The sequence below is a fragment of the Clostridium cellulovorans 743B genome, assembly GCF_000145275.1.
Classification (GTDB): Bacteria; Bacillota; Clostridia; order Clostridiales; family Clostridiaceae; genus Clostridium_K; species Clostridium_K cellulovorans.
On the sequence record NC_014393.1, the window covers coordinates 912,126 to 937,003 of the forward strand.

21 protein-coding genes and 1 other RNA gene are annotated in these 24,878 nt (G+C 30.3%); 19 read left to right on the forward strand and 3 right to left on the reverse strand.

What is annotated here, in order from left to right:
• Positions 1-11: 11 nt before the first annotated feature.
• The 6 genes from CLOCEL_RS03705 to CLOCEL_RS03730 all read left to right on the forward strand — a co-directional run bounded on the left by CLOCEL_RS03705 (position 12) and on the right by CLOCEL_RS03730 (position 7,266).
• On the forward strand, positions 12-845 hold the full coding sequence (locus tag CLOCEL_RS03705) for a substrate-binding periplasmic protein (protein ID WP_010074720.1): 834 nt from the start codon (positions 12-14) through the stop codon (positions 843-845).
• Positions 842-1,024, forward strand: a complete 183-nt coding sequence (locus CLOCEL_RS03710; RefSeq protein WP_010074719.1) for a hypothetical protein — start codon at positions 842-844, stop codon at positions 1,022-1,024. Before CLOCEL_RS03705 ends, CLOCEL_RS03710 begins: the two co-directional genes overlap by 4 nt.
• A gap of 192 nt (positions 1,025-1,216) precedes the next feature.
• Complete coding sequence (gene eno / locus CLOCEL_RS03715; protein ID WP_010074718.1) at positions 1,217-2,509, forward strand: phosphopyruvate hydratase; 1,293 nt, start codon at positions 1,217-1,219, stop codon at positions 2,507-2,509.
• A 410-nt stretch (positions 2,510-2,919) separates the two neighbouring features.
• Positions 2,920-3,150, forward strand: coding sequence for a preprotein translocase subunit SecG (gene secG, locus CLOCEL_RS03720; RefSeq protein ID WP_010074717.1), 231 nt, complete (start codon positions 2,920-2,922; stop codon positions 3,148-3,150).
• Positions 3,151-3,493: 343 nt separating this feature from the next.
• A complete protein-coding gene (gene rnr, locus CLOCEL_RS03725; protein WP_010074716.1) occupies positions 3,494-5,851 on the forward strand; it encodes a ribonuclease R in 2,358 nt (785 codons plus the stop codon).
• A gap of 410 nt (positions 5,852-6,261) precedes the next feature.
• Positions 6,262-7,266, forward strand: coding sequence for a right-handed parallel beta-helix repeat-containing protein (locus CLOCEL_RS03730; RefSeq protein ID WP_010074715.1), 1,005 nt, complete (start codon positions 6,262-6,264; stop codon positions 7,264-7,266).
• A gap of 269 nt (positions 7,267-7,535) precedes the next feature.
• Here the strand turns inward: CLOCEL_RS03730 and CLOCEL_RS03735 are convergent, their stop codons facing one another.
• Both CLOCEL_RS03735 and CLOCEL_RS03740 read right to left on the reverse strand, forming a co-directional pair.
• Positions 7,536-7,961: a hypothetical protein gene (locus CLOCEL_RS03735; RefSeq protein WP_010074714.1), complete on the reverse strand. Its 426-nt coding sequence runs from the start codon at positions 7,959-7,961 to the stop codon at positions 7,536-7,538.
• 83 nt (positions 7,962-8,044) lie between these two features.
• Positions 8,045-8,245, reverse strand: a complete 201-nt coding sequence (locus tag CLOCEL_RS03740; protein WP_010074713.1) for a DUF4250 domain-containing protein — start codon at positions 8,243-8,245, stop codon at positions 8,045-8,047.
• A 170-nt stretch (positions 8,246-8,415) separates the two neighbouring features.
• Between CLOCEL_RS03740 and smpB the strand changes: the two genes are divergently transcribed.
• The 13 genes from smpB (at position 8,416) to CLOCEL_RS03810 (ending at position 23,627) form a co-directional block, all read left to right on the forward strand.
• Positions 8,416-8,886 (forward strand): SsrA-binding protein SmpB, encoded by a 471-nt coding sequence (gene smpB, locus CLOCEL_RS03745; RefSeq protein WP_010074712.1) that lies wholly within the window; start codon positions 8,416-8,418, stop codon positions 8,884-8,886.
• Between the two features lie 2 nt (positions 8,887-8,888).
• Positions 8,889-9,830: an SDR family NAD(P)-dependent oxidoreductase gene (locus tag CLOCEL_RS03750; protein ID WP_010074711.1), complete on the forward strand. Its 942-nt coding sequence runs from the start codon at positions 8,889-8,891 to the stop codon at positions 9,828-9,830.
• Positions 9,831-10,000: 170 nt separating this feature from the next.
• Positions 10,001-10,348, forward strand: a transfer-messenger RNA (tmRNA) gene (ssrA, locus tag CLOCEL_RS22185).
• 285 nt (positions 10,349-10,633) lie between these two features.
• Positions 10,634-12,367 carry a transposase gene (locus CLOCEL_RS03755; RefSeq protein WP_010073040.1) on the forward strand — a complete coding sequence of 578 codons (1,734 nt, stop codon included), beginning with the start codon at positions 10,634-10,636 and terminating at the stop codon, positions 12,365-12,367.
• 1,332 nt (positions 12,368-13,699) lie between these two features.
• Entirely contained in the window at positions 13,700-15,982 is a 2,283-nt protein-coding gene (locus CLOCEL_RS03765; protein WP_010073170.1) for a peptidase domain-containing ABC transporter, read from the forward strand.
• Entirely contained in the window at positions 15,969-16,466 is a 498-nt protein-coding gene (locus CLOCEL_RS03770; RefSeq protein ID WP_010073169.1) for a hypothetical protein, read from the forward strand. Before CLOCEL_RS03765 ends, CLOCEL_RS03770 begins: the two co-directional genes overlap by 14 nt.
• The gene (locus CLOCEL_RS03775; protein ID WP_010073168.1) at positions 16,453-17,565 is read left to right on the forward strand and encodes an HlyD family secretion protein; all 1,113 of its coding nucleotides are present in this window, start codon (positions 16,453-16,455) and stop codon (positions 17,563-17,565) included. The genes CLOCEL_RS03770 and CLOCEL_RS03775 overlap by 14 nt, the downstream gene beginning before the upstream one ends.
• A gap of 118 nt (positions 17,566-17,683) precedes the next feature.
• A complete protein-coding gene (locus tag CLOCEL_RS03780; RefSeq protein ID WP_010073167.1) occupies positions 17,684-18,034 on the forward strand; it encodes a hypothetical protein in 351 nt (116 codons plus the stop codon).
• A gap of 1,114 nt (positions 18,035-19,148) precedes the next feature.
• Complete coding sequence (locus CLOCEL_RS03795; protein ID WP_010073164.1) at positions 19,149-20,063, forward strand: hypothetical protein; 915 nt, start codon at positions 19,149-19,151, stop codon at positions 20,061-20,063.
• Between the two features lie 291 nt (positions 20,064-20,354).
• Positions 20,355-20,570 (forward strand): hypothetical protein, encoded by a 216-nt coding sequence (locus CLOCEL_RS03800; protein WP_010073163.1) that lies wholly within the window; start codon positions 20,355-20,357, stop codon positions 20,568-20,570.
• Positions 20,571-20,633: 63 nt separating this feature from the next.
• Positions 20,634-20,807, forward strand: a complete 174-nt coding sequence (locus CLOCEL_RS23010) for a hypothetical protein (RefSeq protein WP_010073162.1) — start codon at positions 20,634-20,636, stop codon at positions 20,805-20,807.
• A 387-nt stretch (positions 20,808-21,194) separates the two neighbouring features.
• A complete protein-coding gene (locus CLOCEL_RS03805; RefSeq protein ID WP_013291611.1) occupies positions 21,195-21,896 on the forward strand; it encodes a hypothetical protein in 702 nt (233 codons plus the stop codon).
• Between the two features lie 393 nt (positions 21,897-22,289).
• The gene (locus tag CLOCEL_RS03810) at positions 22,290-23,627 is read left to right on the forward strand and encodes a DNA cytosine methyltransferase (RefSeq protein ID WP_010073160.1); all 1,338 of its coding nucleotides are present in this window, start codon (positions 22,290-22,292) and stop codon (positions 23,625-23,627) included.
• A 17-nt stretch (positions 23,628-23,644) separates the two neighbouring features.
• On the opposite strand, the gene CLOCEL_RS03815 is transcribed toward CLOCEL_RS03810, so the two are convergent.
• Positions 23,645-24,589: a hypothetical protein gene (locus CLOCEL_RS03815; protein ID WP_010073159.1), complete on the reverse strand. Its 945-nt coding sequence runs from the start codon at positions 24,587-24,589 to the stop codon at positions 23,645-23,647.
• Positions 24,590-24,878 lie beyond the last annotated feature (289 nt).

The window sequence follows — 24,878 nt, forward strand, 5'->3', positions numbered from 1 at the left end:
GACTTTTATTTATGAAAAAAATAATGACTTTAATTATTATTACAAGCCTTATTGGTATAATAATTGGACCAAGGATAGATGCTATGGAAAGTAATTCAATAAGGAAAGATAGGTTGGAAACAATAAAAGAAAAAGGAGTACTGACTGTTGTTGGGCCACCAGAGGAAAATCCGTTTTTTCAAATAAATCCAGAAACAAATGAGATAAGCGGAATTGATGCTGATATCATAAATGAAGTTGCAAGGCGACTTGGGGTTAATAAAATTGACATTAAGGAAGAAGCATTTGCAAATTTGTTAGAAAAGTTTAATACTGATGAAAGTATAGATGTAGCAATTGGTGGGATATTTATAAGTCCTGAACGTGAAAAGCTAGTAGCATTTACTAAGCCATTGTATAAAGAATCAGAAGTTGTTATTGTACCAAGGTTTTCAAAAATTAATTTTATGAGTGATTTGAAAAATGCAGTAGTTGGAGTAGAGAGAGGAACAATATTTGAAGATTTAACCAAAAAGTTGAAAGAAGATAAATTGATAAAAGATGTCATAACTGTAGAAAGTATAACTGAATTATTTAACGCTATGAAGAGTGGAAAAATTGATGCGGCTTTAGCTGATTCTATTATTATAAGCCACCAATTGTCAAAGGAAAAGGCTCCTTCATTAAGAACGTTAATAGACTATACCCCTAAACTACAGGGTGTTATCGGAATGGCAGTTAAAAAAGGTGACACTTCCTTATTAAATGCAATAAACAAAATAATTAATGATATGAAAGCAGATGGTACATTAGAGGCTATACTAAGACAGAATGGATTAGATAAAAATAGTATCATTACTAATTGATAAAAATTGTTCTTACAGTATATGTAGGAGTAATTTTTTATTGCGATTTAGGGATAGGCAAAAGTGATTTGAGTTATATTACTAAGGATAATTCATTAGGATTAAACTATATATTTAACAAAGAAGCGCTTGATGAATGGGTAAAATCTAGTAAAATGAAAATATCAGGAGAAAAATAAAAATTTAACATATGAAATATATTGAAATATATTTATTTTTAGAAAATTAAAGTGTACAATAAAGGTATAGAAAAGATGTTAAATTTTAATATCAATGAGTTTAATGTAATAATCTTCTACATTATTAGTAATAATATTAGAAGTGGATATAAATTTGAGAAAAAACTACATTAGTTTAAGGAGGAAAAAATCATGAAACAATATGTTGAAATTCTAGATGTTTATGCAAGACAAATCTTAGATTCAAGAGCTTTCCCAACTGTTGAGGTTGAAGTAGTTCTAGAAGATGGAACAATGGCTTGTGCAGCCGTACCATCAGGTGCTTCTACAGGAGCATATGAAGCTGTGGAATTAAGAGATGGTGATAAGCATGTGTACGGCGGTAAAGGAGTAATGCAAGCAGTAGATAATGTAAATAAAATTATCGCTGATGAATTGATTGGAATGAATGTCTTCGATCAAACTTTAATCGATAAAAAAATGCTTGAGCTTGATGGAACAGAAAATAAGAGTAAGCTTGGTGCTAATGCAATTCTTGGCGTATCATTAGCAGTAGCAAAAGCAGCAGCTGCATACTTAGGTTTACCTGTATATCAATACATAGGCGGAGTTAATGCCAAGGTTTTACCTGTTCCTATGATGAATATTATAAATGGTGGAAAACATGCAGATAACAATGTTGACCTTCAAGAATTTATGATTATGCCAACAGGGGCTACATCCTTTAGCGATGCATTGAGAATGTGTTCAGATGTATATCATCAATTAAAGAAAAATTTAAAATCTAAAGGCTATGATACAGCAGTAGGTGATGAAGGTGGTTTTGCACCAAATCTAAAATCAAATGAAGAAGCAATTCAAGTTATAGTTGAAGCTATAAAAGAAGCTGGATATGACCCAGGAAATGATTTTCATATAGCTCTTGACCCAGCTTCATCTGAAATTTTTGAAGATGGAATGTATAACCTTGCTGGAGAAGGTAGAAAATTAACACCAGAACAAATGGCAGATTACTATGTAGATTTAGCGAATAAATATCCTATTATCTCAATTGAAGATGGAATGGCAGAGGATGATTGGCAAGGTTGGAAGTACCTTACTGATAAGTTAGGAAGTAGAGTTCAATTAGTTGGTGATGATTTATTCGTTACAAATCAAAAGAGACTCGATATGGGAATTGAAAAGGGAGTTGCTAACTCAATTCTTATAAAGTTAAACCAAATAGGCACTTTAACTGAAACTATTAATGCAATAGAAGTAGCTAATAGAGCAGGATATACAGCAGTAGTATCCCATAGATCAGGTGAAACTGAGGATACGACAATTGCAGATTTAGTTGTAGCAATGAATGCTGGTCAAATAAAAACAGGAGCTCCTGCAAGATCAGAAAGGGTTGCAAAGTATAATCAATTATTAAGAATTGAAGACGAATTAGGTGAAGTAGCTGAGTATAGAGGTATGGCTGCATTCTTTAACTTAAAGTAATAAAGTTTAAAAAATGTAACAAATATGTAGATAGCTATAAAAAGAGATAATTTAATCACTCCTTTTCTTGCCATCAACTAGAGATATTTAGTGGATAAATTAAAACGTAGTATATAGCATATCCAATATTTGTTTGTTAATAACTTTAATTATGATTTATATATAATGTGTTTACATTAGAAATATATACTGTTGAGAAAGTCAGTATATATTTTAAAGAGAAACATCTATATAAAGAGAGCTGATAAGTGAAAAACACTTTAGGCTCTCTTTATGAATTTTTTCAAGAAAATATATACAAATGTTAACAAGTAAAAAAGAATATAGCATTGTAATCTTTATCAGCTTATGATAAAATATAAACGTTAGTATGAAATACATAAGGATTAAATGGTAGGAGGTGTGAGTTAATGAAGACGGCTTTATATGTATTATTAGTTATCATATGCTTAGCTATGATTGTGGCAATCATGCTTCAACCAAGTAAGAATGATGGATTAAATAACCTACTTACAGGTAATTCAGATACATTCTTTTCTAAAAACAAAGCGAGAACAAAAGAAGTAGTACTTGCAAGACTTACAATGGTATTAGGTGCTTGCTTAGCTGCTGTTGTATTAGCTTTAAACTTAGTAAAATAGATAAAAGTTTTATCAATTATAAAAGGGTTTTTGGGAGGTATGAGAGAATCATATCTCTTTTTATTTTTTAGTTTCAAAATATAGATAATTGCACTGAAACCTTAACGTATTTACAAAAATATCTGCTTGCAATTTTAAACTTAATGGAAATAAATTTTACACCAAGTTAAGAATTATCTGAGAGTAGATATATTTCAACAGTATAATATTATTATTAAAATATATTAGTTTAGGAAAGAATAACTAATAATCAACAAGTGTTTTTTAGTTAGAATAACATACTAATCTATTAATTAGTATGGATTAATAGGAGAATATTACGAAAATAAAAAGAGGTGATAACTTGGGTATAAAGGGAACATTATTAAGTTTTATGAACGAACAAGCATATAAGCCAATGGATATAAAAGAATTAGCAAGAATCTTTGATATAAGAAAAAAAGATATGCATATGTTTCAACAAGTTTTAGATGACATGGAAAAAGAGGGAACAATAATAAAGACTAGGACAGAAAATTATGGAGTACCTGCTAGAATGAATTTGATAATAGGTAAACTTCAAGGACATTCTAAGGGGTTTGGCTTTGTTATTCCAGATGAAGAAGGAGTTAAAGATGTATTTATTCCTAGTTCTCAAATGGGTGGAGCAATTCATGGTGATAGAGTTGTTGCGAAAATAACCTTTGGTGAGAAAAATGGGAAGAAATGCGAAGGCGAGATAATTAGAATTCTAGAAAGAAACACAAAAGAGGTAATAGGAACATATGAAGATTCCAGAAACTTTGGCTTTGTAATTCCTGAGGATAAGAGAATAAGCTTTGATATATTTGTGCCAAAAAACTTCAGAAGTGGAGCCAAAACTGGGCAAGTAGTAATTTGTGAAATATTAGAATATCCAGATGACAGTAGAAGAAATCCGGAAGGGAAAATAAAAAATATCCTTGGTAACAAAGGTGATAAAGGAATTGATATTTTAACTATAATCAAAAAACATGGTTTGCCAGAAGAGTTTCCAGCAAAGGTTCTTGATGCTGCAGAAAGCATAGATGAAGAGATACCAGATAAAGAAATAGCAAGAAGAAGAGACCTAAGAGATATGATGATGGTTACAATCGATGGTGAAGATGCAAAGGATTTAGATGATGCAGTTTCGTTATCAAAGCTTGATAACGGCAATTACTATCTAGGTGTACATATAGCAGACGTAACTCATTATGTAAAAGAAAGTTCAAAGCTTGATAATGAAGCCTTTTTAAGAGGTACATCAACTTACTTAATTGATAGAGTAATACCAATGCTTCCGAGAAAACTTTCAAATGGCGTATGTTCGTTAAATCCAAAGGTTGATAGATTGACATTAACTTGCTTTATGGAAATCAATGATAAGGGCAAGGTTGAGAACCATGAAATAGTTGAAAGTATTATAAAAACTAATGCAAGAATGACTTATACTAATGTTACAAAAATACTAAGAGACAAGGATCAAGAACTTATAGAAGAATATAAGGAATTAGTTCCAATGTTTCAGGCGATGGAAGAATTACAACACATTTTAGAAGCTAAGAGAAAAAAGAGAGGTGCTGTTGATTTCGATTTCCAAGAGTGTAAGATTATTTTGAATGAAATGGGTAAGCCTGTAGACATAAAACCTTATGAAAGAGCTATAGCTAACAAAATAATAGAAGAATTTATGCTTGCATGTAATGAAACTATAGCTGAGCATATGTTCTGGAGCAAGATGCCTTTTGTATATAGAATTCACGAAGAACCAAATGAAGAAAAGTTAGAGCATTTTAACGAATTCGCTCGTAATCTTGGATACGTTGTTAAGAAAACTAAGGAAGTGCATCCAAAACATCTTCAAGAAATTGTTGAACAAGTTAAAGGAAAAAAAGAAGAAACTGTTATAAATACCTTGCTTTTAAGATCAATGATGCAAGCTAGGTATTCACCAGAATCCTTAGGACATTTTGGTTTAGCAGCAAAATATTATTGCCACTTTACTTCTCCAATAAGAAGATATCCAGATTTACAGATTCATAGAATTATTAAATCCTTTATAAATGGCAAGATTGACGAAAAGTATATGAAAAAGCTTACAGTTACTGTTGAAAAAGCTTCATTACAATCCTCAGAAAGAGAAAGAGCAGCACAGGATGCTGAAAGAGAAGTTGATGATCTTAAAAAAGCTGAATATATGAGCGACAGAATTGGAGAAGTTTATGAGGGAATCATATCTTCAGTAACTAACTTTGGAATGTTTGTAGAATTAGAAAATACCGTTGAGGGATTAATACATATAAGTACCTTAAATGATGATTACTATGTATATGACGAAGATAGACTTTGGCTTTTAGGAGAAAGAACCAAGAATATTTATAGACTTGGGGATTCAATAAAAATAATTGTGGATAAAGTCGATTTAGCAGCACATGAAATTTATTTTGAAGTTTTTAAAGAAGATAATATAGAAGATAAAATAGAAGAATATAAAGACGAAGAAGAAAAGTTTTTTAAAGGTGACAAAAAAGATTTACCAGAGGCAGTGAAAAAACAGTTATTAAAAGATTTAGAAACTAGTCTTGAAGATCAACAACAGGTGCTAAAAGATCTAGATAATCAACTAGAATTGAACGATAATTCTTTAGAGCATGAAGAAGGGATAGAAGAGGAAGAAGTTAAACTTTTCGATGAACCATAAACTTATTTAATGAATGTATTAGAGTAAAATGGAACGAATTAAAGAACACTTTTTTACCATGTAAAGTTATTTTACAGTAAGTAAAAAGGTGTTTTTCATTTTTGTAAAAATGATTTATCGTGTAATATACGCTTAAATATGGGTAAATTTTGTTGTTTTAACTAAAAATACAGGCCCAAAATTGTGAAAAATATAAAAAGTAGAAAAAACAAAAAATAACATGTTTACGTTTTCAATGGATGGTGGTATTATTATTTTGTAACCACCAAAGTATTTGGACTAATTCAAATAAAGTGGAAACATTTCCACTTTATATTTGAATTAATCCAAGATATTTTGGACAATCAATAAGATGTTTAGGATAACCTAAATATCTAATCAATAATATTAAAAAGTAGGGGGAAATTCTCATGAAAAAAATCAAAACTTTATGTATGGCAGCAGCATTAGGTGCTGTAGTTGCAGGGGCAAGCTTAATACCAGCTACATCAGCATATGCTGCTACAACAATTAACGTTAGTTCTACAGGAACATCTTTATCAAGTGCTTTATCAAAAGCTAAAGCTGGAGATACTATTGTTATTAAAGGAACTGTAAAATCAGGAGCAGTAAACGTACCAGCAGGAATAACTATAACAGGAAATGGAACAGGAAAAATAGATTTTTCTTCAACATCAGGAAGCTCAGGAAGAGGATTAACAATAAAGACTAATGGTTCAACTATTAGAGACTTAGAACTTTATAACGCTGCTGACAACGGAATTTATGTTGAAGGATCAAGCAATAAGTTTATAAAGTTAAATGTACACAACAATAAGGATGCAGGTTTACAATTCTCAAATGGAGCATCTAACAATTATTTAAGCTTTGTATATTCTCATCATAATGCAGATGCTGCTGGAGAAAATGCTGACGGCTTTGCAATCAAATTACATTCTGGTCCTGGAAACGTTTTAGAGGATTGTACAGCTGAAGGAAACTCAGATGACGGATATGACTTATATGCTGCTCATGGAGCTGTTAAATTTGTAAGATGTAAAGCTATAAAAAATGGTGAATGTGGTGGAATAAAAGGTGATGGTAACGGCTTTAAAGTTGGTGGAGTAGATAACAAAACTTCAGGAGTTGCAGCTCACTTAGATCCTTTAAAGCATACCCTTATCGATTGTGTAGCAGATGGTAACTTAAAACGTGGTTTCGATAGAAATAACCAAAGTGGAGTCGTTACCATGACACGTTGTATTGGTAAAAACAATGCAGGCGGTAACTTCTACTTCCCATTAAATGGAACTCCTTCAGCTTTAGGATATAAAGTTACATTTGGAAAAGCTATAATCGATAGCTGTACTTCAAGTGGTGGTGGTTCAAATAATGTTACAGGTGTAACATTCAAAGGAACTAACACAGGTTTCTAAGCTACTACTTAAGTTGAAATATAGGATTTATAAAAAATTCATAGATAACTGTTATATGGCAAATAGAAATATTACATATAATATATAAACTAAAGTAATAAATATAGACCCAGGGAATAAAATTAATCATTGAATAATAAATTACACCTCAAGTATTAGATAAAAACAACTAATACTTGAAGGTGTATTTTTGTTGTTACATTATATAAGAGGTTCAAAGTATTTATATCATTTATTTTTGTGGATTTAGAAATATGCTTACAAGAAAATTATCTAGTTGTAACAATACTATGAGTATTTTCTCCGATATAAATATCAAAGGTATCTTTAAATTCTATAATACTATCTATTTGTTTATCCCTTGGAAGATTGTATGATTTAGTTAATATTTGTGACATTTCATTAATCCCCAAAGTATAGGTAAATTCCTCACCATCTCTAAAACCTTCATCAATAGGCTTTAGTACACCATTTTTCGTTTCACATAGAACCCTCGCTTCGTCATCACCGACGAAATGAAGGAATTCTTTTACTTCATCATAAGTGCTCATTTTAGGGTCGATGGTTACTTTTGCTCTAATTGGTTGATCTACTAGATTAACATCGATATCATAAATACAAGTAAAATCCTCTAGAGTTTCTTTTATCCTTCTTTTAAAATCACCATGATCTAGATGACGACGTTCTGTTTTCATGAAAACAACCTCCCTTCAATAAATAGTTTTCCTTGAAGAGAGGTTAATATTCTGATAAAAGTATTCCAAAAGATGTAGATTTCTTACTTTGTCTTAAATTGGTTTTGATCGTAATCATATTCGTAACCTAGGTTATCTAATCTATGAGATAATAAATATTCATCTATGTCATATGCTTGGCAAAGATCTTTTAAGGAAGAATATTGATCACGGAGTTTCATATTAACGATACTAAGAAGCATATTTGGATCCATAGTAGATAACTTATTCTTATTAATATCCATCTTAAATCTCCTTTATTTTTTTAAAATTATAAATCTTCTAACTTTAATATAACACAAAATAAGTATAGATTGAAAGATAAATAAGCTTTTTCATTGATAAAGTTAATGAATTCATAATATAATATAGGTAATACAATATATCATCAATCAGTAAAGAAGTAGGTGAGATTATGGCAAAGACAAAGGAACCTAATACTTTAGCAGACAATAGAAAAGCCTTTCATGATTATTTTATTATAGAATCCTATGAAGCTGGAATAGAGCTTAAGGGAACAGAAGTAAAATCCATTAGAAATGGAAGAGCAAATTTAAAGGATAGTTATGGAGAGATAAGAAACGGTGAACTTTTTGTAAGAAACATGCATATTAGCCCGTATGAGCAGGGAAATATATTTAATGTAAATCCTTTAAGAGAAAGAAAACTCTTATTACATAAAGCTGAGATAAATAAATTAAATGGATTTTTAACACAACAAGGTTACTCGTTAGTTCCATTGTCACTTTACCTTAAAAAAGGCAGGGTGAAGGTTAATATCGCAGTAGTAAAAGGTAAAAAGAACTACGATAAGAGAGAAGCTATGCTTGAAAGAACTGTTAAGCGTGAAATAGAAAAAGAATTCAAGGATAAGATGAGATACTAATTATGAAAAAAAATAAAATGCTTAATTCAGATGGATACACCTTAATAACAGGTGCTACTTCCGGAATAGGCTATGAGCTTTCCAAGGTTTTTGCTGAGGAAGGCTTTAATATTCTTCTCCAAGGAAGAAACGAAGAAAAGCTTATTAAGGTTAAGGAAGAATTATTAAATCTTTATAACAGTGATGCAGAAGTAACTGCCATTGGTTCTAAAGCGAAAAAAAGAAAGCTTTCTAATAATAAGGAAGCTTCAAAAAATGATTTTATTAATAAAGAAGTTATAAGAAACAATAATGCTAAGGAAAAAAATATAGAATCTAGTAAAATCAAAGTTGATTATATAGTAGCAGATCTTATAAATGATAAAGATGTGAATAGAATATTTGAATATGTGGATAATAATAAATTCATTGTGGATAATTTTATAAATAATGCAGGTATAGGAAGCTATGGATATTTTCATCAAGTGCCTATAGCAACAGATTTAGAATTGATAGAAGTAAATATAAATGCTTTTACTAAGATGTTAAAAATTTTCGTGCCTTATATGATAAAGCAAGGCCATGGAAGGATTTTAAATGTAGCTTCTACAGCAGCTTTTACTGCAGGGCCTAAAATGAGTGTTTATTATGCTTCAAAGGCTTACGTTCTATCTTTATCAGAAGCTTTAAGAGAAGAATTAAAAGAGAACAATATAGTAGTTTCAACCTTGTGTCCAGGACCAACAGCCACTGCTTTTCAAGCAAAAGCAAAAATAAAGAAATCCTCTACAGCTAAAGGGGCTATCGTTAGTGCTGATATGGTGGCACGATTTGCTTTTAAGGAAATGATGAAAGGCAAGAGTATAATCATTCCAGGCTTTAAGAATAAAGCACTAATAAAGATAAATTCCATGATGCCAAGAAGGCTTGTACATAAAGTAATCCACAAAACTAATCAGGGATAAGATAATAAAGTTTACATTATTTAAAAAATATATTTTTTTCCAAGGTTGCGCTACAGTTCCACTTGAATTAAATTAAAGACTAGTGTATTATAAGTACTATACCAAGTAAGTAATTTACGGAGCACTTCATAGCTAAGGCTTTCATGAAGTGAATTTTCGTCCCATAACATGGGGGTGTACTTGGTTTCGACGGGGGTAAGGTGCTCCTAGGAAGCGAGTCGAAGGGCTGGACCTTCGTTAAAAAACTGGAACAAAAATAAACGACGAAAATTATTTATTAGCAGCTTAATTTAAGCTGTCATCTTGCCCAGGGTGCCCACGCTTTGGGGTCAAGGTGTCAATTTAGTGGGGAACCGAGTCTATCAAAGCTTTGAGGTAGAAACGGAATTTATGAAGCTACCAATTCAGTAGCCTGTTAGTGGGCGCCTGAGGCGGGAAATTTAAATCACTGACTGCACTCGGAGATGCCTAGTGGTTTCTGCTTTCGGACAGGGGTTCGACACCCCTCACCTCCACCAAATAATCACTTAAATGTTGATACAATGCAAAGCCCTTGATTTCAAGGGCTTTCAGTGTTTTTTGAAGAAAAGTAAGCTGTTAAAAATGTGTTTTGAAGCTTGAAATATGGAAGATAAGTGGAATAAATGCACACCCCAATGGATTTTAGAATAGAGGGCAGACTGTCTGAAAAACATATACTGGAAGTATTGTAAAAATAGATTGAAACCATTGAAAATACTAGTGTTTTCGATGGTTTTACAGTATAATATATGTATCAAAAGTAATTTTTAGGTGGTACAATTATGGGATATATAGTAGGTCAAAATAGAGGACAAGTAACAGCATTTCCAGAAACAATAGATGAATACATTAGTGATAATAATCCAGTGCGTGTTATTGATGTTTTTATCGAGAACTTAGATTTAGAAAAAGCTGCGTTTGCTAAAACAAATCCTTTTAGAGAAGGAAGACCTGCCTACAATCCAAAAGATTTGCTTAAGTTGTATATCTATGGTTACTTTAATAAAATTCGTTCTTCAAGAAAGTTAATGATTGAATGCCGTAGAAATGTTGAATTAATGTGGCTTTTAAAAAAGCTTGCTCCTGATTTTAGAACTATATCAGATTTTAGGAAAGATAACGCAAAAGCTCTTAAAAATGTATTTAAGGCTTTCGTTAAACTATGCCTAGAAATGAATTTATATTCTAAAGAACTTATTGCTATTGATGGAAGTAAGTTTAAAGCAGTCAATGCAAAAGATAAGAATTATACTGCTTCAAAACTTAATGATCGATTGAAATGGATAGATGAAAATATAGCTGAATTTATGAAAGAAATGGATAAATGTGATAAAGAGGATGGAAATAGCACAGAATATACAAAAGAGCAGCTAGAAAATAAAATTCAGAAATTAAACACAAGGAAAGATTTGTACAATTCTTATCTCCAAGAAATGAAAGAAAATGATGTTACTCAAAAATCTATAACAGATCCAGAATCAAGACTTATGAAAAACAATGGTAAGTTAGATGTTTGCTATAATGTACAAACAGCAGTAGATAGTAAAAGCCATCTTATAGCTGATTTTGCAGTTACAAATAATTGTAACGATATTGGTCTTCTTGTTCCTATGGCTGAAGTTGCAAAGAAAGCTATGGAGGTTGAAACTTTAGAAGTAGTTGCTGATAAAGGATATAGGAAGCAAGCAGATATTTTAGAAAGCTTAAAGAATGGTATAATACCCAATGTTCATCTATTAGATAATAAAGAAAATTATAGTTTTGATATAGATTATAAAGAAAATCAGATTACAGATGAAATAAGAAATTCAAACTCATCTAAGGATATTCAAAAATGCTTAGAAAGTGGCATAATTCCAAAAGCATATGAATACTACAAAATATCGGTGGAGATTATAGAGCCTGGTGAATATATCATTAGTGAAGAAGTTATAGAAAAAGAGCCAGTAGAGAACAATACTGAAAGCATTGAAAAAGTTATTATCGAAGTTAATGAGAACTTCATTCGAGATAGACAAACCAATGTAGTAACTTGTCCAATGGGGAATATATTAAAACAAAAGGCAATCGTAAAAGGTAAAGTAAGATATGCAAACAAATTAGCTTGCCGTAATTGTAAATGCAAATGTACAATAGCAGCTTTTAAAGTAGTGGAATTCCCTGAAAACAAAGATACTGTAAAATCTAAATTCTTTGCTGGTAAGAAAACTATTACTATAGAGAAATCTGAGCCTAAAATTTCAGCAAAGAAAAAATCAAGTAAAACTATTTGTTTTTCTACAAGAAAAGTAAGAATAATATTTGTACCAGATAAAAAGAAATTACGAATGCGAAGATCTATTGTGGAGCATCCGTTTGGTACAATAAAACGATGGTGCGATAGTTCATATTTGCTATTAAAAGGAAATATGAAAACTACCGCTGAGTTGTCATTGTCATTTTTAGCCTATAATATGAAACGTGCAATAAATATGATAGGGGTAAATGATTTAATATCAAAAATGCAGGCTACATAAGAGAAAAGCCTGCATTTTTTCGTATTTGTAGGTAATATCACTCTTTAATAAGTGTTTTTTACTAATAAAGCTTCTTTTATTTTGTGAGGTTTTCGGACAGTCTGAGGGGTGTGCATTTTTTTCTTGGGGTGTGCACTTTTTAGCGTAATTAATTTGAGAGAAGTCTTAAGACGAAAGTATAATGAACTGACTATAACTAACCACTAGCTAAGTCCTATAATTTTAGAATAATATATATCCATTTTAAAATGCATATATAAAAAATAGAAGTATAAGTACAGGAATAACTACGACTAGTAATATTCTAGTGTTAAGTGAAGAATTACGACTTTTAAGAAAGTTATTAAAAGTATTTAAATTAAATAATATAAATATAATACTTAATCCACATACACATAAGAATATAAAATCGTTATGAAAGTAGTTACCTAAAAAGTACAAAAGAACTAGTAAAGCATACAGAACTACAAAAATATTTATATATACTTTTTTTTGATTCATAATATTTCTCCTTTGTATAGAGAGCAAACCATATTCTTAAAAATAAGTATATGGTTTGCTCTATTTTTAATTAAGCTATGGCGTAAAGTGCAGTAGCAACTCCTGATAAACCAGATAGAGCCAAATAAACACCTATTGCAGATACACCAACTGGGTCTAATGAATAGCTAAAGTATAAAATCCAACTGTACCAGGGGCAGCAGCAAGAATAGAAGCTTATTGTTGAATAGTCTTACTACTATCAATATCAATAAGTTCTTTAGCAAATAAATTATTTTGATCTACTACATATACCGTAATTACACCACCTAAAAATTACTTTTGATACATATATTGTACTGCAAGATACTTGAAAACACCAGTATTTTCAAGGGATTCAATCTGTTTTCACAACACTTTCAGTATATGTTTTTCGGAAAGTTTGATGGGTGTACATTTTTTTCTTGGGGTGTGCACTTTTTAGCGGAGATATCGAAAATGCAATTAACATTAAAAGCAATTATCTAGTTAAGAGTGAAGATACAGATGAAGAATTTTTTTAGAATCCATAAATGTCATGTAAATAGAAATTAACAAAAAACCTTTTTCAAATATTGAATGTAATGGATACGTTTAAATATAAATAAGTATTATTAAAAGATTAACTTTTATTGATTTATATGTCGAAGCTTAGTAATGACTACATAGTCAGTATAAAAGCTTGCAATATTGTGTATAAATGTATAAGATGAAAATAATTGACTAAAAAATTGTGAACGCATATAATCACTAATACAGACGACAACGATTTGGAAATATGAACAAAAGAGTCAGGAAAAAGGTGATATATAAGTGGGATATAAAAAATATCTTGTAAAGCAACATGATATGACTGATTGTGCAGCAGCATGTCTTGCAACAGTATCCATGTATTATAAAAAAGAAGTTACAATAACTAAACTAAGAGATATTCTAGGTACAGATATTAAAGGGACAACCTTAAAAGGCTTAGAGGATGGAGCAAGAAAGCTAGGCTTTGATACCAAAGCCATAAGAGTTGATAGAGATGGATTTGTTAGTAAATATACATTGCCAGCAATAGCACATGTTATAACCGATGAGGGGTTAAGTCATTTTGTAGTTATACACAAGGTTAATAAAAAACAAGTTCTAGTATTAGATCCAGCAAAGGAAAAAAGAAAAGAAACTATAGATGATTTCTTTAAAAGTTTCGATGGAGTGATATTATTACTTGTTCCTAATAATGAATTTGTTGCTGATAAAGGTAATAGCAAAGGAATGTTATCGCAATTTATAAGTTTATTATTACCACAAAAAGCGTTGTTTATATACAGTATTATAACGTCATTAATACTAACAGTTCTCGGAATAGCTTCATCATTTTTTAATAAAATTTTGATGGATGAAATACTTCCTTATGGTCTTAAAAATCAGTTATTGGTCTTTGTTATAGGATTTATGGTATTAGCTTTTACACAGACTATATTATCAGCAATTAGGCAACACATGTTGTTATACTTATCCCAAAAGATAGATATACCTTTATTGCTCGGATATTTTAAACATGTGTACAAGCTACCGATGAAGTTTTTTACTACAAGAAAGGTTGGAGATATCCTAACAAGGTTTAGTGATGCTTTTACAATAAAGAACATACTTACATCTGTTTCTCTGTCTTTGATTATAGATATATTGTTAGCAACAGTTTCAGCTGGGATATTATACTACATGAATAGTACATTATTTATAGTAATTTTAGTTTTAACTATTGTAAGTGCGGCATTGATATATATTTTCAAAGGACCTTATAAGAAAATTAACTTAAAACAGATGGAAGCGTCAGCAATGTTGAATAGTCATATAATAGAAAGTTTAAAGGGAATAGAGACTATTAAAGTTCTAGCAGCAGAAGAAAATAGCATAGAAAAATTAGAAACTCAGTACATAAAAAATCTAAGAATTGCATTTCAAGAGGGTGTTCTTTCAAATATACAAGGAACAATATCTTCAGGAGTTTCGACTATAGGGAATTTAGTGCTTATGTATATTGGAGCAACTATGGTTATTGACGGGGAAATAACCTTAGGAAGTTTGATGGCTTTTACATCCTTAACAGGTTATTTCATGCAACCAATTGGGAGATTGATTAATATTCAGCTTAGTATACAAGAAGCGAGTATATCTCTAAAAAGATTATCAGAAATCTATGAAGTGGATAAAGAACAAATAGAGGAAGACAAGATAGAGATAGATTCTATAGATGGAGATGTGGAACTTGAAAATGTAACATTTAGATATGGCAGTAGAGCACCTGTTTTAAAGGATGTAAGCATAAAGATACCTAAGGGTAAAAAGGTTGCGCTAGTAGGGGAATCAGGTAGTGGCAAATCTACGATATCAAAGTTGTTACTTAAGTATTATGAACCCGAGGAAGGAAAAATTAAAATTTCAGGCTATGACTCAGAAGAACTTGATATATATAGCTTAAGAGAAAATATAGCTTATGTACCACAAAATATTGAGCTTTTCTCAGGATCAATAAGAGATAATATTCGTTTGGGAAAACCTAATGCTAGCTATGAAGAAATCAGAAGTGCTTGTGAAAATGCTAGTTGTAGTTCCTTTATTGAAAAATTACCTGGAAAATATGATACCTATTTAGATGAAGCTGGTGGAGGACTTTCTGGTGGAGAAAGGCAAAGATTAGCTTTGGCAAGAGCTTTAGTTAAAAAGTCTAAGTTTCTAATTTTAGACGAAGCTACAAGTAACCTTGATTTTATTAGTGAAGCTAAAATCTATGATACTTTGTTTGTAAAAGGCAAGAATCTTACCATGCTTATAATAGCTCATAGGCTTTCAACTATAAGAAATTGTGACATAATTTATGTTATGGACAATGGGAAGGTAGTTGAAGAAGGAGATCATGATAATCTTCTTAAGAAGAGGGGTTACTATTATAAATTATATGTAAGCCAAGTCGGAGAAATTGAGCATAGGATATCAAGTGATAAATCTCAAATTAAAAATGATGAATTGGTATTGGATAAAGAAATATTATCAAAGGATATAGATTATAACAATGTTGATGAAGGAGAAGAGTATGAGTACAACTGAAAAAATAATAGTAAAAGAAAATAAGATATTAAAGTTAAGCAATGTATTAGTACGAGAAGTAAGTCAAAATGAACTTAATGATATAAATAGAATAACTCATATGATGGAAAGTTATATTAAAGTAAAAGGTAATAGTACGACAGGACCATTAATCAATTATTCTTCTGCGGAAGTAGATGAAAGTGGACAAGTTAAAATAGTAGTAAAGTTAATGGTACAGCTGAAAAATCCACTCTATAAGGTTGAAACCCCTTATGAAATGAAACCACAGATAAGAATTACAAATTGTTTATTTGCAAGATTCCAAGAAAGGCAAGAAAACTTACAATTTGCTTATTCAAAGTTGCAACTTCATGCCTTTGAAAATGATATAAAGCTTAAAGGTGATAGTTATACAGTGTTTGTAGACCAAAAAGAAGACAATATGGTGGCAGATGTATTTATGGAGACTGTGGCTGGGGGCGAAGAACTTGAAAGTCTATAGTCTCAATGAAATAACAGATAGTAAAGTTCTATATGACAAAAAGCCACCAAGATTTATGGTATATATAATTTTCATAGTTTTATTTTTAATTGTAGGATTTTTGTTTTGGTCAACAAAGTCTATAAAAACTTATGTGGTAAAAGGACAAGGTATTGTAACTACAGCAAATAAAGCATTCATAATGTCCAAAATCCAAGGTGAAGTTAAAGAAGTTTTTGTAGAAGAGGGAAAGCAGATTAATGAAGGAGATGTAATTCTTACTATTAATTCTGTTCAGTCCAATCTTCAATTAGAACAAGTTAATGGTCAGGTTCAAGTGTTAGATAGAAGGATAAATCTATTAAAGCGAGCAGAAGAAGAAGCAACTCATTGGAAAAATACTTTTGATAAAGATAACCCTGAAGAAGTTGAGTTCTATAATAAACTTGTAAATAGCTATATAAAAGCAAATGAATATAAGGTTGATGAAGCAGCTTTAAAGAAACAAAACTATACTGACGATCAAATAAAACAATATAAAGAACAAGCAGCAAATAAAGCTGATCAAATATATTATGATACAATTTTAAGCTTTACTACAGAGAAGAATCAATTAGAACTTGAGAAAAGTAAATTGCAGACTCAAGGAGACGCATTACAGAAAAGTGGTGAAGAGTACAAACTTTTGGCTAGTAAAAGCGGCGTAGTGCATTTAAATTCACAAATAAACAAAGGTTTAGTACTCCAAGCAGGAACTTTACTTGGAAGCATAACTAATGCTGACGAAGAGTTAGTTGTTGAAATAATGCTTCCATCTAGTGAAAGACCTAGAATACATAATGATGATGAGGTTTCAATAGCAGTTTCAGGATTAAATCAAGCTGAGTATGGGACGATTCCTGGAAAGGTTTTAAGCATAGATAAGGATGCAACTATAAATAACGAAAAAGGTGAGGTTTATTTTAAGGTTAAGGTTAAACCAGATATTACTACTTTAAAGGATAAGAAAGGTGAAGAAGTAAATTTAACCCTTGGGATGCTTACAGAAACTAGAGTAAAGTATGAGAAAATTACCTATATGAAATATTTCTTAGAGCAAATTGGGGTTAAGTTTAGTTGATAGGTTAGCTATTATAGGTATGAGCAGAAATAAAAGGTAGCTGCAGATGCCTGAAAAACTGCAAATGCTTTTAATATAAATTAAAACAAAATTATGATATAATGAGAGGAGTTAGAAAATGAGTGCTTTTGTATTAAATAGAAATTATGAATTACAATTACCAAACAGCTACGCAGATGTTGATAGTGATGAAATGGAATACATAGATGGAGGTTCTGCAAGAGAGTGGGCAATAGGTATTGCTTGTTCATTAATTGCAAATGCCATTTGGGCAATTGGAGAAAAAGCAGTTTCAACAGGAATGGTAAGAACAGCCTTAACAGCTTGTGCTGGAGCAGCTGGTAGTGTTTGGGCAGGTATAGGATCTGCTACAGCATTTATGTGGAATCCACCTGTTGCAGCAGCAATTATAGGAGGCACTGTTGCAGTTGGTGTTGGTGTAGTTCTTGCATATTATCATTTAAGATAAATGGCTAAAAACATTTAATTATTAGTAGACTGATATTTAGCATTTATAATGCTAAATATTGGTCCACTTTTCTACATAAAAAACGAATCGTTACATATAATTATTAAGTTACCAAGGAGATAAGAATTAAAGTGTATTATTGGATTATTCTTTTAATAATATATATAGTATATATCACGTTAAAAGTTAAAGAAAAAAGTTTTAATAGGAAAGCAGACCTAATGGAGAAACCGTTTAATATAGAAACTCTTGAAAAATATTGTGAGGATATGTTTAAGTTTTACAATGTTAACCCAATAAAAATAATTAATAACAAATACTTTAGTTATAATAAAGCCAAAAATATTATAACAATACGTGCAATGAAAGAGTACAATTTTCTAGACACATTTATTTGTTTTCATGAGATTGGGCATTATATATCTTCAAAATCTAAGTATATAAGGATAATAGATAATATACTTATTATATTATTTATGATATCAAGAATATGTTTAACTCCATTCTTAATAATCTTTGGGGTGTACTGCGTTGTTAAGAGTTACAATCCCATCCCCTCAAATATTTATTTTTTTATAAATATACTATATCTTTCTATATCGGTGATTAGGATAATTACTATTCCTTTTATAGAAGGAAGAGCAAATTATTTTGCAAAAAAATTCTTTATAGGCAGTGGGATTTTGAGTGATTATAAGAAGCAAGAGGAGCCAATAAAGATAATAAAGACAAGTTGTTTAATAGCCCAACTTAATCAAATGATAATATGTATTTTATATACATATATAGTTATATGTTTATTTTATATTGTAAATGTATATTGAAATGATTAAAACATAGGAGTGAGTGTATTTTGAATAATAAAAAAGGAATAATTCAGGTTATTGTAAGTATAACTGTCGGTATCACATCTGCTAATATTTTTGCGTATAAAAGTTTAGTAGTCCAATTTATTTATACAATTTTGGGGGTTTTAGTGGCATTGAGTATACTTGAATTAGTGTACTTCTTAAAGAAAAAAAAACTTAGATAAGTACATATGTTTATATTTTGCAATTGAGTAAGTATAATAAAAGTTAAAATTAGGCAGTATTATGTATAGTGAGGGGTTTGTATGAAAAGTAAAATTAAAAGACTAATTTTGCTAAATTCTCTTTTTTATATAAATAACTATGCGTATGCAATCGTAAAAGCTACTTCTAATATGAGTACAGTTATAGGGGCATGGTCTATCACTCCGTATATTTTTATATTTATTACAACATTTCTACTAGAGAACCCAATCAGTAAACGTGACAAAAGAATAAAACTTCTTTTGTGGGTTGAGTTTATTATTAGGATAGCTGTTATATTTATAAATTATACAGCATCAGTTTATAATCCAACTGATAGAAATTTTGCTATATTTATTGGATTAGAATTTGTATTAATGATTATAAATATCTATATAATAATAAAAGTTTATAATAAAGTAAAAGAATACATTAGAATCAATGGAAAATACGAAGAACTATTAACCTCTGAGGAAAGTAAGAAGTTAATAGATGACTATTATTTTGAAAAAAAGCAGTATCTATATTTAGGTGTTGATGAGAGAAATGAAGTTAAAAGAGCTTATAAGACTACAAGCTTAACAGGATTTTCATTAATATTGTTAGCTATAATTTATTTGGGTGTAACATTTTTTTTAAGAATTGGTGGAGAAAAATTCAGAAATATATTTTTAGCAATAGATATGTGTATGTTGTTGGGATATTTTAAACTATCAAGTGTACAATTGAGAGCATTCTATAAAGATATAGCTACATATAAAAAAGTTCTTATACGTGATAATTTCATTTTATTAGCAGGAATGACTTTTCTATTTATTATGGAAGGGTTTGTTTATATAAATACGCATGATATAAATTTTGTAACATATATTATAGGCACTGTTGGAATAATACCAACATTAAATACAAATAGAACTATTTCATTAAACTTTCATAAAGTAAATAAGGATTACATAGTTAATAATGATGATCAATGAGTAGTTTTGTTGGAATAAATCATTTGTGTAAAAGTATACTTAATATAATTACTTATGAGGCTTGAATAGGTGTTTCCTTTTCAGCCTTTTTGTGCACTACATGCATTAAAGGACGTACTTCTAAATAAGTTTAGAAATAAAGAAACTCTAAGACTGAAACAGGAAAAGAATTTGAAAAACTATGTTATATGTAAGTGCTAAACAAATATCTAATAATAAAGAATTATGCTAATATAATTTATTTAGGAAAGTATTGTTCTTGGAGTAAAGAAGAAAAGCAGAAGGAATAGGATGATAGATAGTATAATGAAGAAAAAACTTAATTTAGAATTACCTATAGGATTAGCGTTGTTTATTGGTTTTATTGTTTCAAAAATAATGCCTATTTTTTATCCAGAAATAGTGCCTGTCAATAGTAAGATAAAAATTTTCTTTGAGATTTTATTTTATGTAGCACTAGCAGCACTATTAATCACAAGTTATAGAAACAGCAAAAAGAAAAAATAACAGAGTTTCAAGAGACTCAATACTTTCCTATGTAAATGTGTTGAGGAAAAGAAAGGTTAATATATGAAAAGTAGTATAAGGACGATAGTATCTTTTTTGGCATTGATTACGTTAGCTGGTATAGGGGGAATATCATCTAGTTTTAGTGCAAAACATGGAGCAATATTTGGGTTCTCTATGTTAGCAATAATTTTTAGTATTTTGATTATTTCAATGAAGAACATTAAGAATAAATAGTTCTTAGGGAATATCTGAAAATATATTTGTTACGTAGAAATTTAGAGAAAAGACAGAATAAAAGTTAATAAAAAGGATTCACATGTGTTTCTCATTCAGCTTCTAAGTTGTCCCGACGCATATATTTTATGATAGTTGAGAAGCTAAGTGTGCATGAAGGTAAGAAGAATATATCTCGCTAGGTGGTACAGAGATTGATGTTAAATTGAATAGTATAAAGTAAGCTGATTAGGATGGGTAAGTGCTCATCTTAATCAGCTTTTTTATACAAGAAGCTCAGAGAAACACTTGTAATTTTATGGCTAATATATGATAAAGAATGTATTAAAATATGATTAAATGGAAATTAATTTTACTAACAGTAATAAATTTAGAGGAGATAAACTTATGGAATATATTTTAAATGACACTGATATTTTCGATACAGGAATTGATAAAAAGTTTCGGTTAGTTATAGAAAATAATATTGGTAGTTTTACTAAAGATAAGGCGTATGTATTTAAGGTGAGTTTTCATGTGAATTTATTAAATGATGTTAGATTTGAGAAGTTTGATATTCTACCTAGAGTAACGAATAAGGGAAAAATAGAGGATAAAATTGGTGATGTAATGAGCCATCAACTTAATGTACTAGAAAAGATTCTTTCTGAAAATAATATAGAGTCTTATTCAACTACAATCCAAGGGGAGAATTTAGAAAAAGAGAATATGATAAAAATCGAGCTTTATGAGGATAATTCGGAGACTAATTTTGATAAAAGAGGAAGGCGAATTAATAGAATCAAGGTTAGTTCTATAATACCAAATTTATCGGGGGTTAAGCAAAATGTATCTAGGCTAGCTTCAGAGAGAATAAGTCAGATATTTTATGATTTTATGAATGTCGTTAAAGACAGAAAGCTAATGTCGAAGATATTAGGTGTAGAAGAAACTTATGATGATGATATATTGATAAGAGCTTTTTATGAGCAATATAGAGAGTTGTGGTTTACTACAAAACAGAGGGAAAATGAATTATTAGATTTACTTAAAGAAAGAAGTAGAGTTGCTTTAGAAGAGTATTTTGAAGAGCAAAGCGAAGGTAATTAAAGGCGTGATGCGGTGAGGTGATCTATGTAATGAATTTTGACTATATTTCGGGAGATGAGAGAGAAACTTTATATAATGAGGTTTGGACAGAGCCGATGATTAATATAGCTAAAAAATAAGGTATGTATGACAATGGATTAAAAAACATTGTAAGATGTATAATAAGGCTATTGTATAAATGACGGTGCAATTTAGTTAACTAAAATACAATAGTGAAGAAATCGATAAATCAGATATTCAATTAAATCTAATGCATAATTTGATTCCTATGCTAAAGTTATCAAATAATCGTGATTTCATATAAAATTTATGAAATTTTTATGACAAAAATACCTGGACTTTTTTCAAAATGTATGTTAAATTATATTTAGAATACATTATGGAGGGAAAAAAATGCCTTATGCAATTGATTTGTTCTGCGGAGCGGGAGGTATGAGTGAAGGATTAATTCAAGCGGGATTTCATATTCTGTTTTCAAGTGATATCAATGAAGATGTTCAACGAACGTATATGAATAGGCATGAGCAACTTGGATTATTGCAAGGCGTAAATACACATTATCATAGAGGAGATGTTAGGGAACTAACAGGAGAATTTATCAGAAATTCGATACAAAACCTAGCTATATTTGCTGAAGGCAGCGTTCCAGAGGATATTGATGCTATTTTTGGAGGACCACCTTGTCAAGGATTCAGCAGGGCTGGTAGACGAAAGTCGGATGATCCAAGGAACTTGCTATTCAAAGAATATCTAAGAGTAATTAGAGAAGTAAATCCTAAATATGTGGTAATGGAGAATGTTGTAGGATTTTTAGATACAAAATTTTATGGTTTTGTAGGAGTTACAGGTCAGCTTTATGATGATGGTATGGTAGCGCCAGAAATATTGAGAAATGAATTTCAATTAATTGGGTACAATACATTAGAACCACAAGTTATGGATGCAGCAAACTATGGTGTACCACAAAGAAGAAATAGAGTTATTTTTATTGCATATAGAGATGATGTTGTGGCCCCACAATATCCTGAACCTACTGTTACTGAAGAAACAAAGTTAACAATAGAAGATGCAATCACTGATTTGATAAGAGAGCGTCGTGTTAGAAATAGGATTTTTAATGGAAGGTTATCTCAGTTCCAACAAGATTCTATAAATGGAAGAACACCAGATATAAATGGAAACACCATAAATAGTAATGGTGTTATCTATAATAATGAGGTTTCTAGCCATACTCCGATAATTAAAGAGCGCTTTTCTCTATTCAAAGAAGGTGAAGATGGTGGACAATTAAGAAATCGGATTGCAACAAAAGGAATCAATTTACGAGGTAAGGATAATTTAATTCTATATTGTTCACAAATGTTAAGTATGGAAGAGGATGAAGTAGTTAAAAAGTTTAAGAAGGCAGATGTAAATGATGAAATGTTAGATGTACTTCTTACTAAAAAAAATATTAGAACACGACTAGACAGGGCAAAGCCAGCTGCTACAGTTATGACAATTGCTGATGATTATATATCACCATTTGAAGCAAGAACATTTACTGTTAGAGAACTGGCTAGATTACAATCTTTTGATGATAGTTTTGTATTCTTAGGTAAAAGAACTACAGGTGGAATCAGAAGAAGAGTGGAAGTTCCACAGTATTCACAGGTTGGTAATGCTGTTCCTCCACTTCTAGCAAAAGCAATTGCCTTAGAAATTTTGAGATTATTAATAGCTGAGGAATAGAAACCTCAGCTATTTTTCTATATTCTAAAATAGGAATAATCGGTTGATAGTAGCGGAATGCCGATTTTTATAGTTGACAAATGATTAGAGGAATGACCAGATTTGAGATTTCTTTCTAGTATCTCTTTTATTGAACTGGCTACTCCAGACTTGGTAGCTAACCCCCAATAATTTCCACCACTGATATTTCTTACTCTTTGAACAGCTACAGAAGTAGGAGCTAGTTTTTCAAGTTTTACTGTAGGAACTGTTACAAAAGAATAAGAGAACTTGGCAATGTCTGCAATAGAATATCCCTCACGACCGATAGAAATCCCAGTTCTAAACGCTTTTGCAGAATAAATCATATCCCATAACATTGGAATTTGTGCATTATCATTCCAGTTGGTTTTACATTGAATAACATGTACTTCTATTTCTTTAAAATCTTCAGCAACCAATGCGTTTAACATTGGTAAAAGGTTATACTTTTTACTACGACCTGTATACGGTAAAACAGTATCCCCATTAGTGTCTGTAATTTCTATATTATCTTTATCAATTTTATAGTGAGCTTTATCAGGAAATGTGATGGCAACTAAATCAGATTCAGTATTTGAAATAAAACTTCCATAATTAACTGTTATGGCATTACTAACAGGTTCAGGAATAAGTCCTTTGGAATGTTTGATAACAACAGTTCTTCGTCCAATTAGACACAAATTTAAATACCAGCAAACTAATGCTTCCCAATTTGCACCACCGCCAGAAACATCACTTTGACTTCTGTCTGATGAGGTATTTGTAGAATAGAAAATATCCTTTAAATGGTCTCCTAGTGATAAAATTTGATGCTGAGTTGGAGCTGGAGCTAAATTTTTGATTTGAGTATTCCAAGTTGGCCAAGCCGTAGAAAAACCTTTTGTGGAAAAAAGTTTATTAATAGCAGCCTCTCTTAAACACTCTATAATATTCTGACTCAATGATAGTCCCCCTTCCTATGAATAATGTTTAATTATATCATAAAAAGACATATATGAATATATTTACAATGTATATTTTATCGAAACGTATCATAAATTAATTTGTTTTTAACATTTAAACATAAGAAAAACATATCTTTACATAAGGCGGCAAGGTTAAAGCATTCTTAATATCTGTAGGACACAGTTATCGGTGAGAGTTGAAATAAACATAAATATTTTGTTTTGTTTAATATTTAAGTATAATAATAGATAAAATATAATTTATATACATTTTTATGAAAGATTA

What these genes read in the sequence shown, in the direction of transcription:
- CLOCEL_RS03705 (WP_010074720.1), top strand. Translation starts at nt 12, where the DNA reads ATGAAAAAAATAATGACTTTAATTATTATTACAAGCCTTATTGGTATA.
- eno (WP_010074718.1), top strand. Translation starts at nt 1,217, where the DNA reads ATGAAACAATATGTTGAAATTCTAGATGTTTATGCAAGACAAATCTTA.
- secG (WP_010074717.1), top strand. Translation starts at nt 2,920, where the DNA reads ATGAAGACGGCTTTATATGTATTATTAGTTATCATATGCTTAGCTATG.
- CLOCEL_RS03730 (WP_010074715.1), top strand. Translation starts at nt 6,262, where the DNA reads ATGAAAAAAATCAAAACTTTATGTATGGCAGCAGCATTAGGTGCTGTA.
- CLOCEL_RS03735 (WP_010074714.1), bottom strand. Translation starts at nt 7,961, where the DNA reads ATGAAAACAGAACGTCGTCATCTAGATCATGGTGATTTTAAAAGAAGG.
- CLOCEL_RS03740 (WP_010074713.1), bottom strand. Translation starts at nt 8,245, where the DNA reads ATGGATATTAATAAGAATAAGTTATCTACTATGGATCCAAATATGCTT.
- smpB (WP_010074712.1), top strand. Translation starts at nt 8,416, where the DNA reads ATGGCAAAGACAAAGGAACCTAATACTTTAGCAGACAATAGAAAAGCC.
- CLOCEL_RS03750 (WP_010074711.1), top strand. Translation starts at nt 8,889, where the DNA reads ATGAAAAAAAATAAAATGCTTAATTCAGATGGATACACCTTAATAACA.
- CLOCEL_RS03755 (WP_010073040.1), top strand. Translation starts at nt 10,634, where the DNA reads ATGGGATATATAGTAGGTCAAAATAGAGGACAAGTAACAGCATTTCCA.
- CLOCEL_RS03770 (WP_010073169.1), top strand. Translation starts at nt 15,969, where the DNA reads ATGAGTACAACTGAAAAAATAATAGTAAAAGAAAATAAGATATTAAAG.
- CLOCEL_RS03780 (WP_010073167.1), top strand. Translation starts at nt 17,684, where the DNA reads ATGAGTGCTTTTGTATTAAATAGAAATTATGAATTACAATTACCAAAC.
- CLOCEL_RS03795 (WP_010073164.1), top strand. Translation starts at nt 19,149, where the DNA reads ATGAAAAGTAAAATTAAAAGACTAATTTTGCTAAATTCTCTTTTTTAT.
- CLOCEL_RS03800 (WP_010073163.1), top strand. Translation starts at nt 20,355, where the DNA reads ATGATAGATAGTATAATGAAGAAAAAACTTAATTTAGAATTACCTATA.
- CLOCEL_RS23010 (WP_010073162.1), top strand. Translation starts at nt 20,634, where the DNA reads ATGAAAAGTAGTATAAGGACGATAGTATCTTTTTTGGCATTGATTACG.
- CLOCEL_RS03805 (WP_013291611.1), top strand. Translation starts at nt 21,195, where the DNA reads ATGGAATATATTTTAAATGACACTGATATTTTCGATACAGGAATTGAT.
- CLOCEL_RS03810 (WP_010073160.1), top strand. Translation starts at nt 22,290, where the DNA reads ATGCCTTATGCAATTGATTTGTTCTGCGGAGCGGGAGGTATGAGTGAA.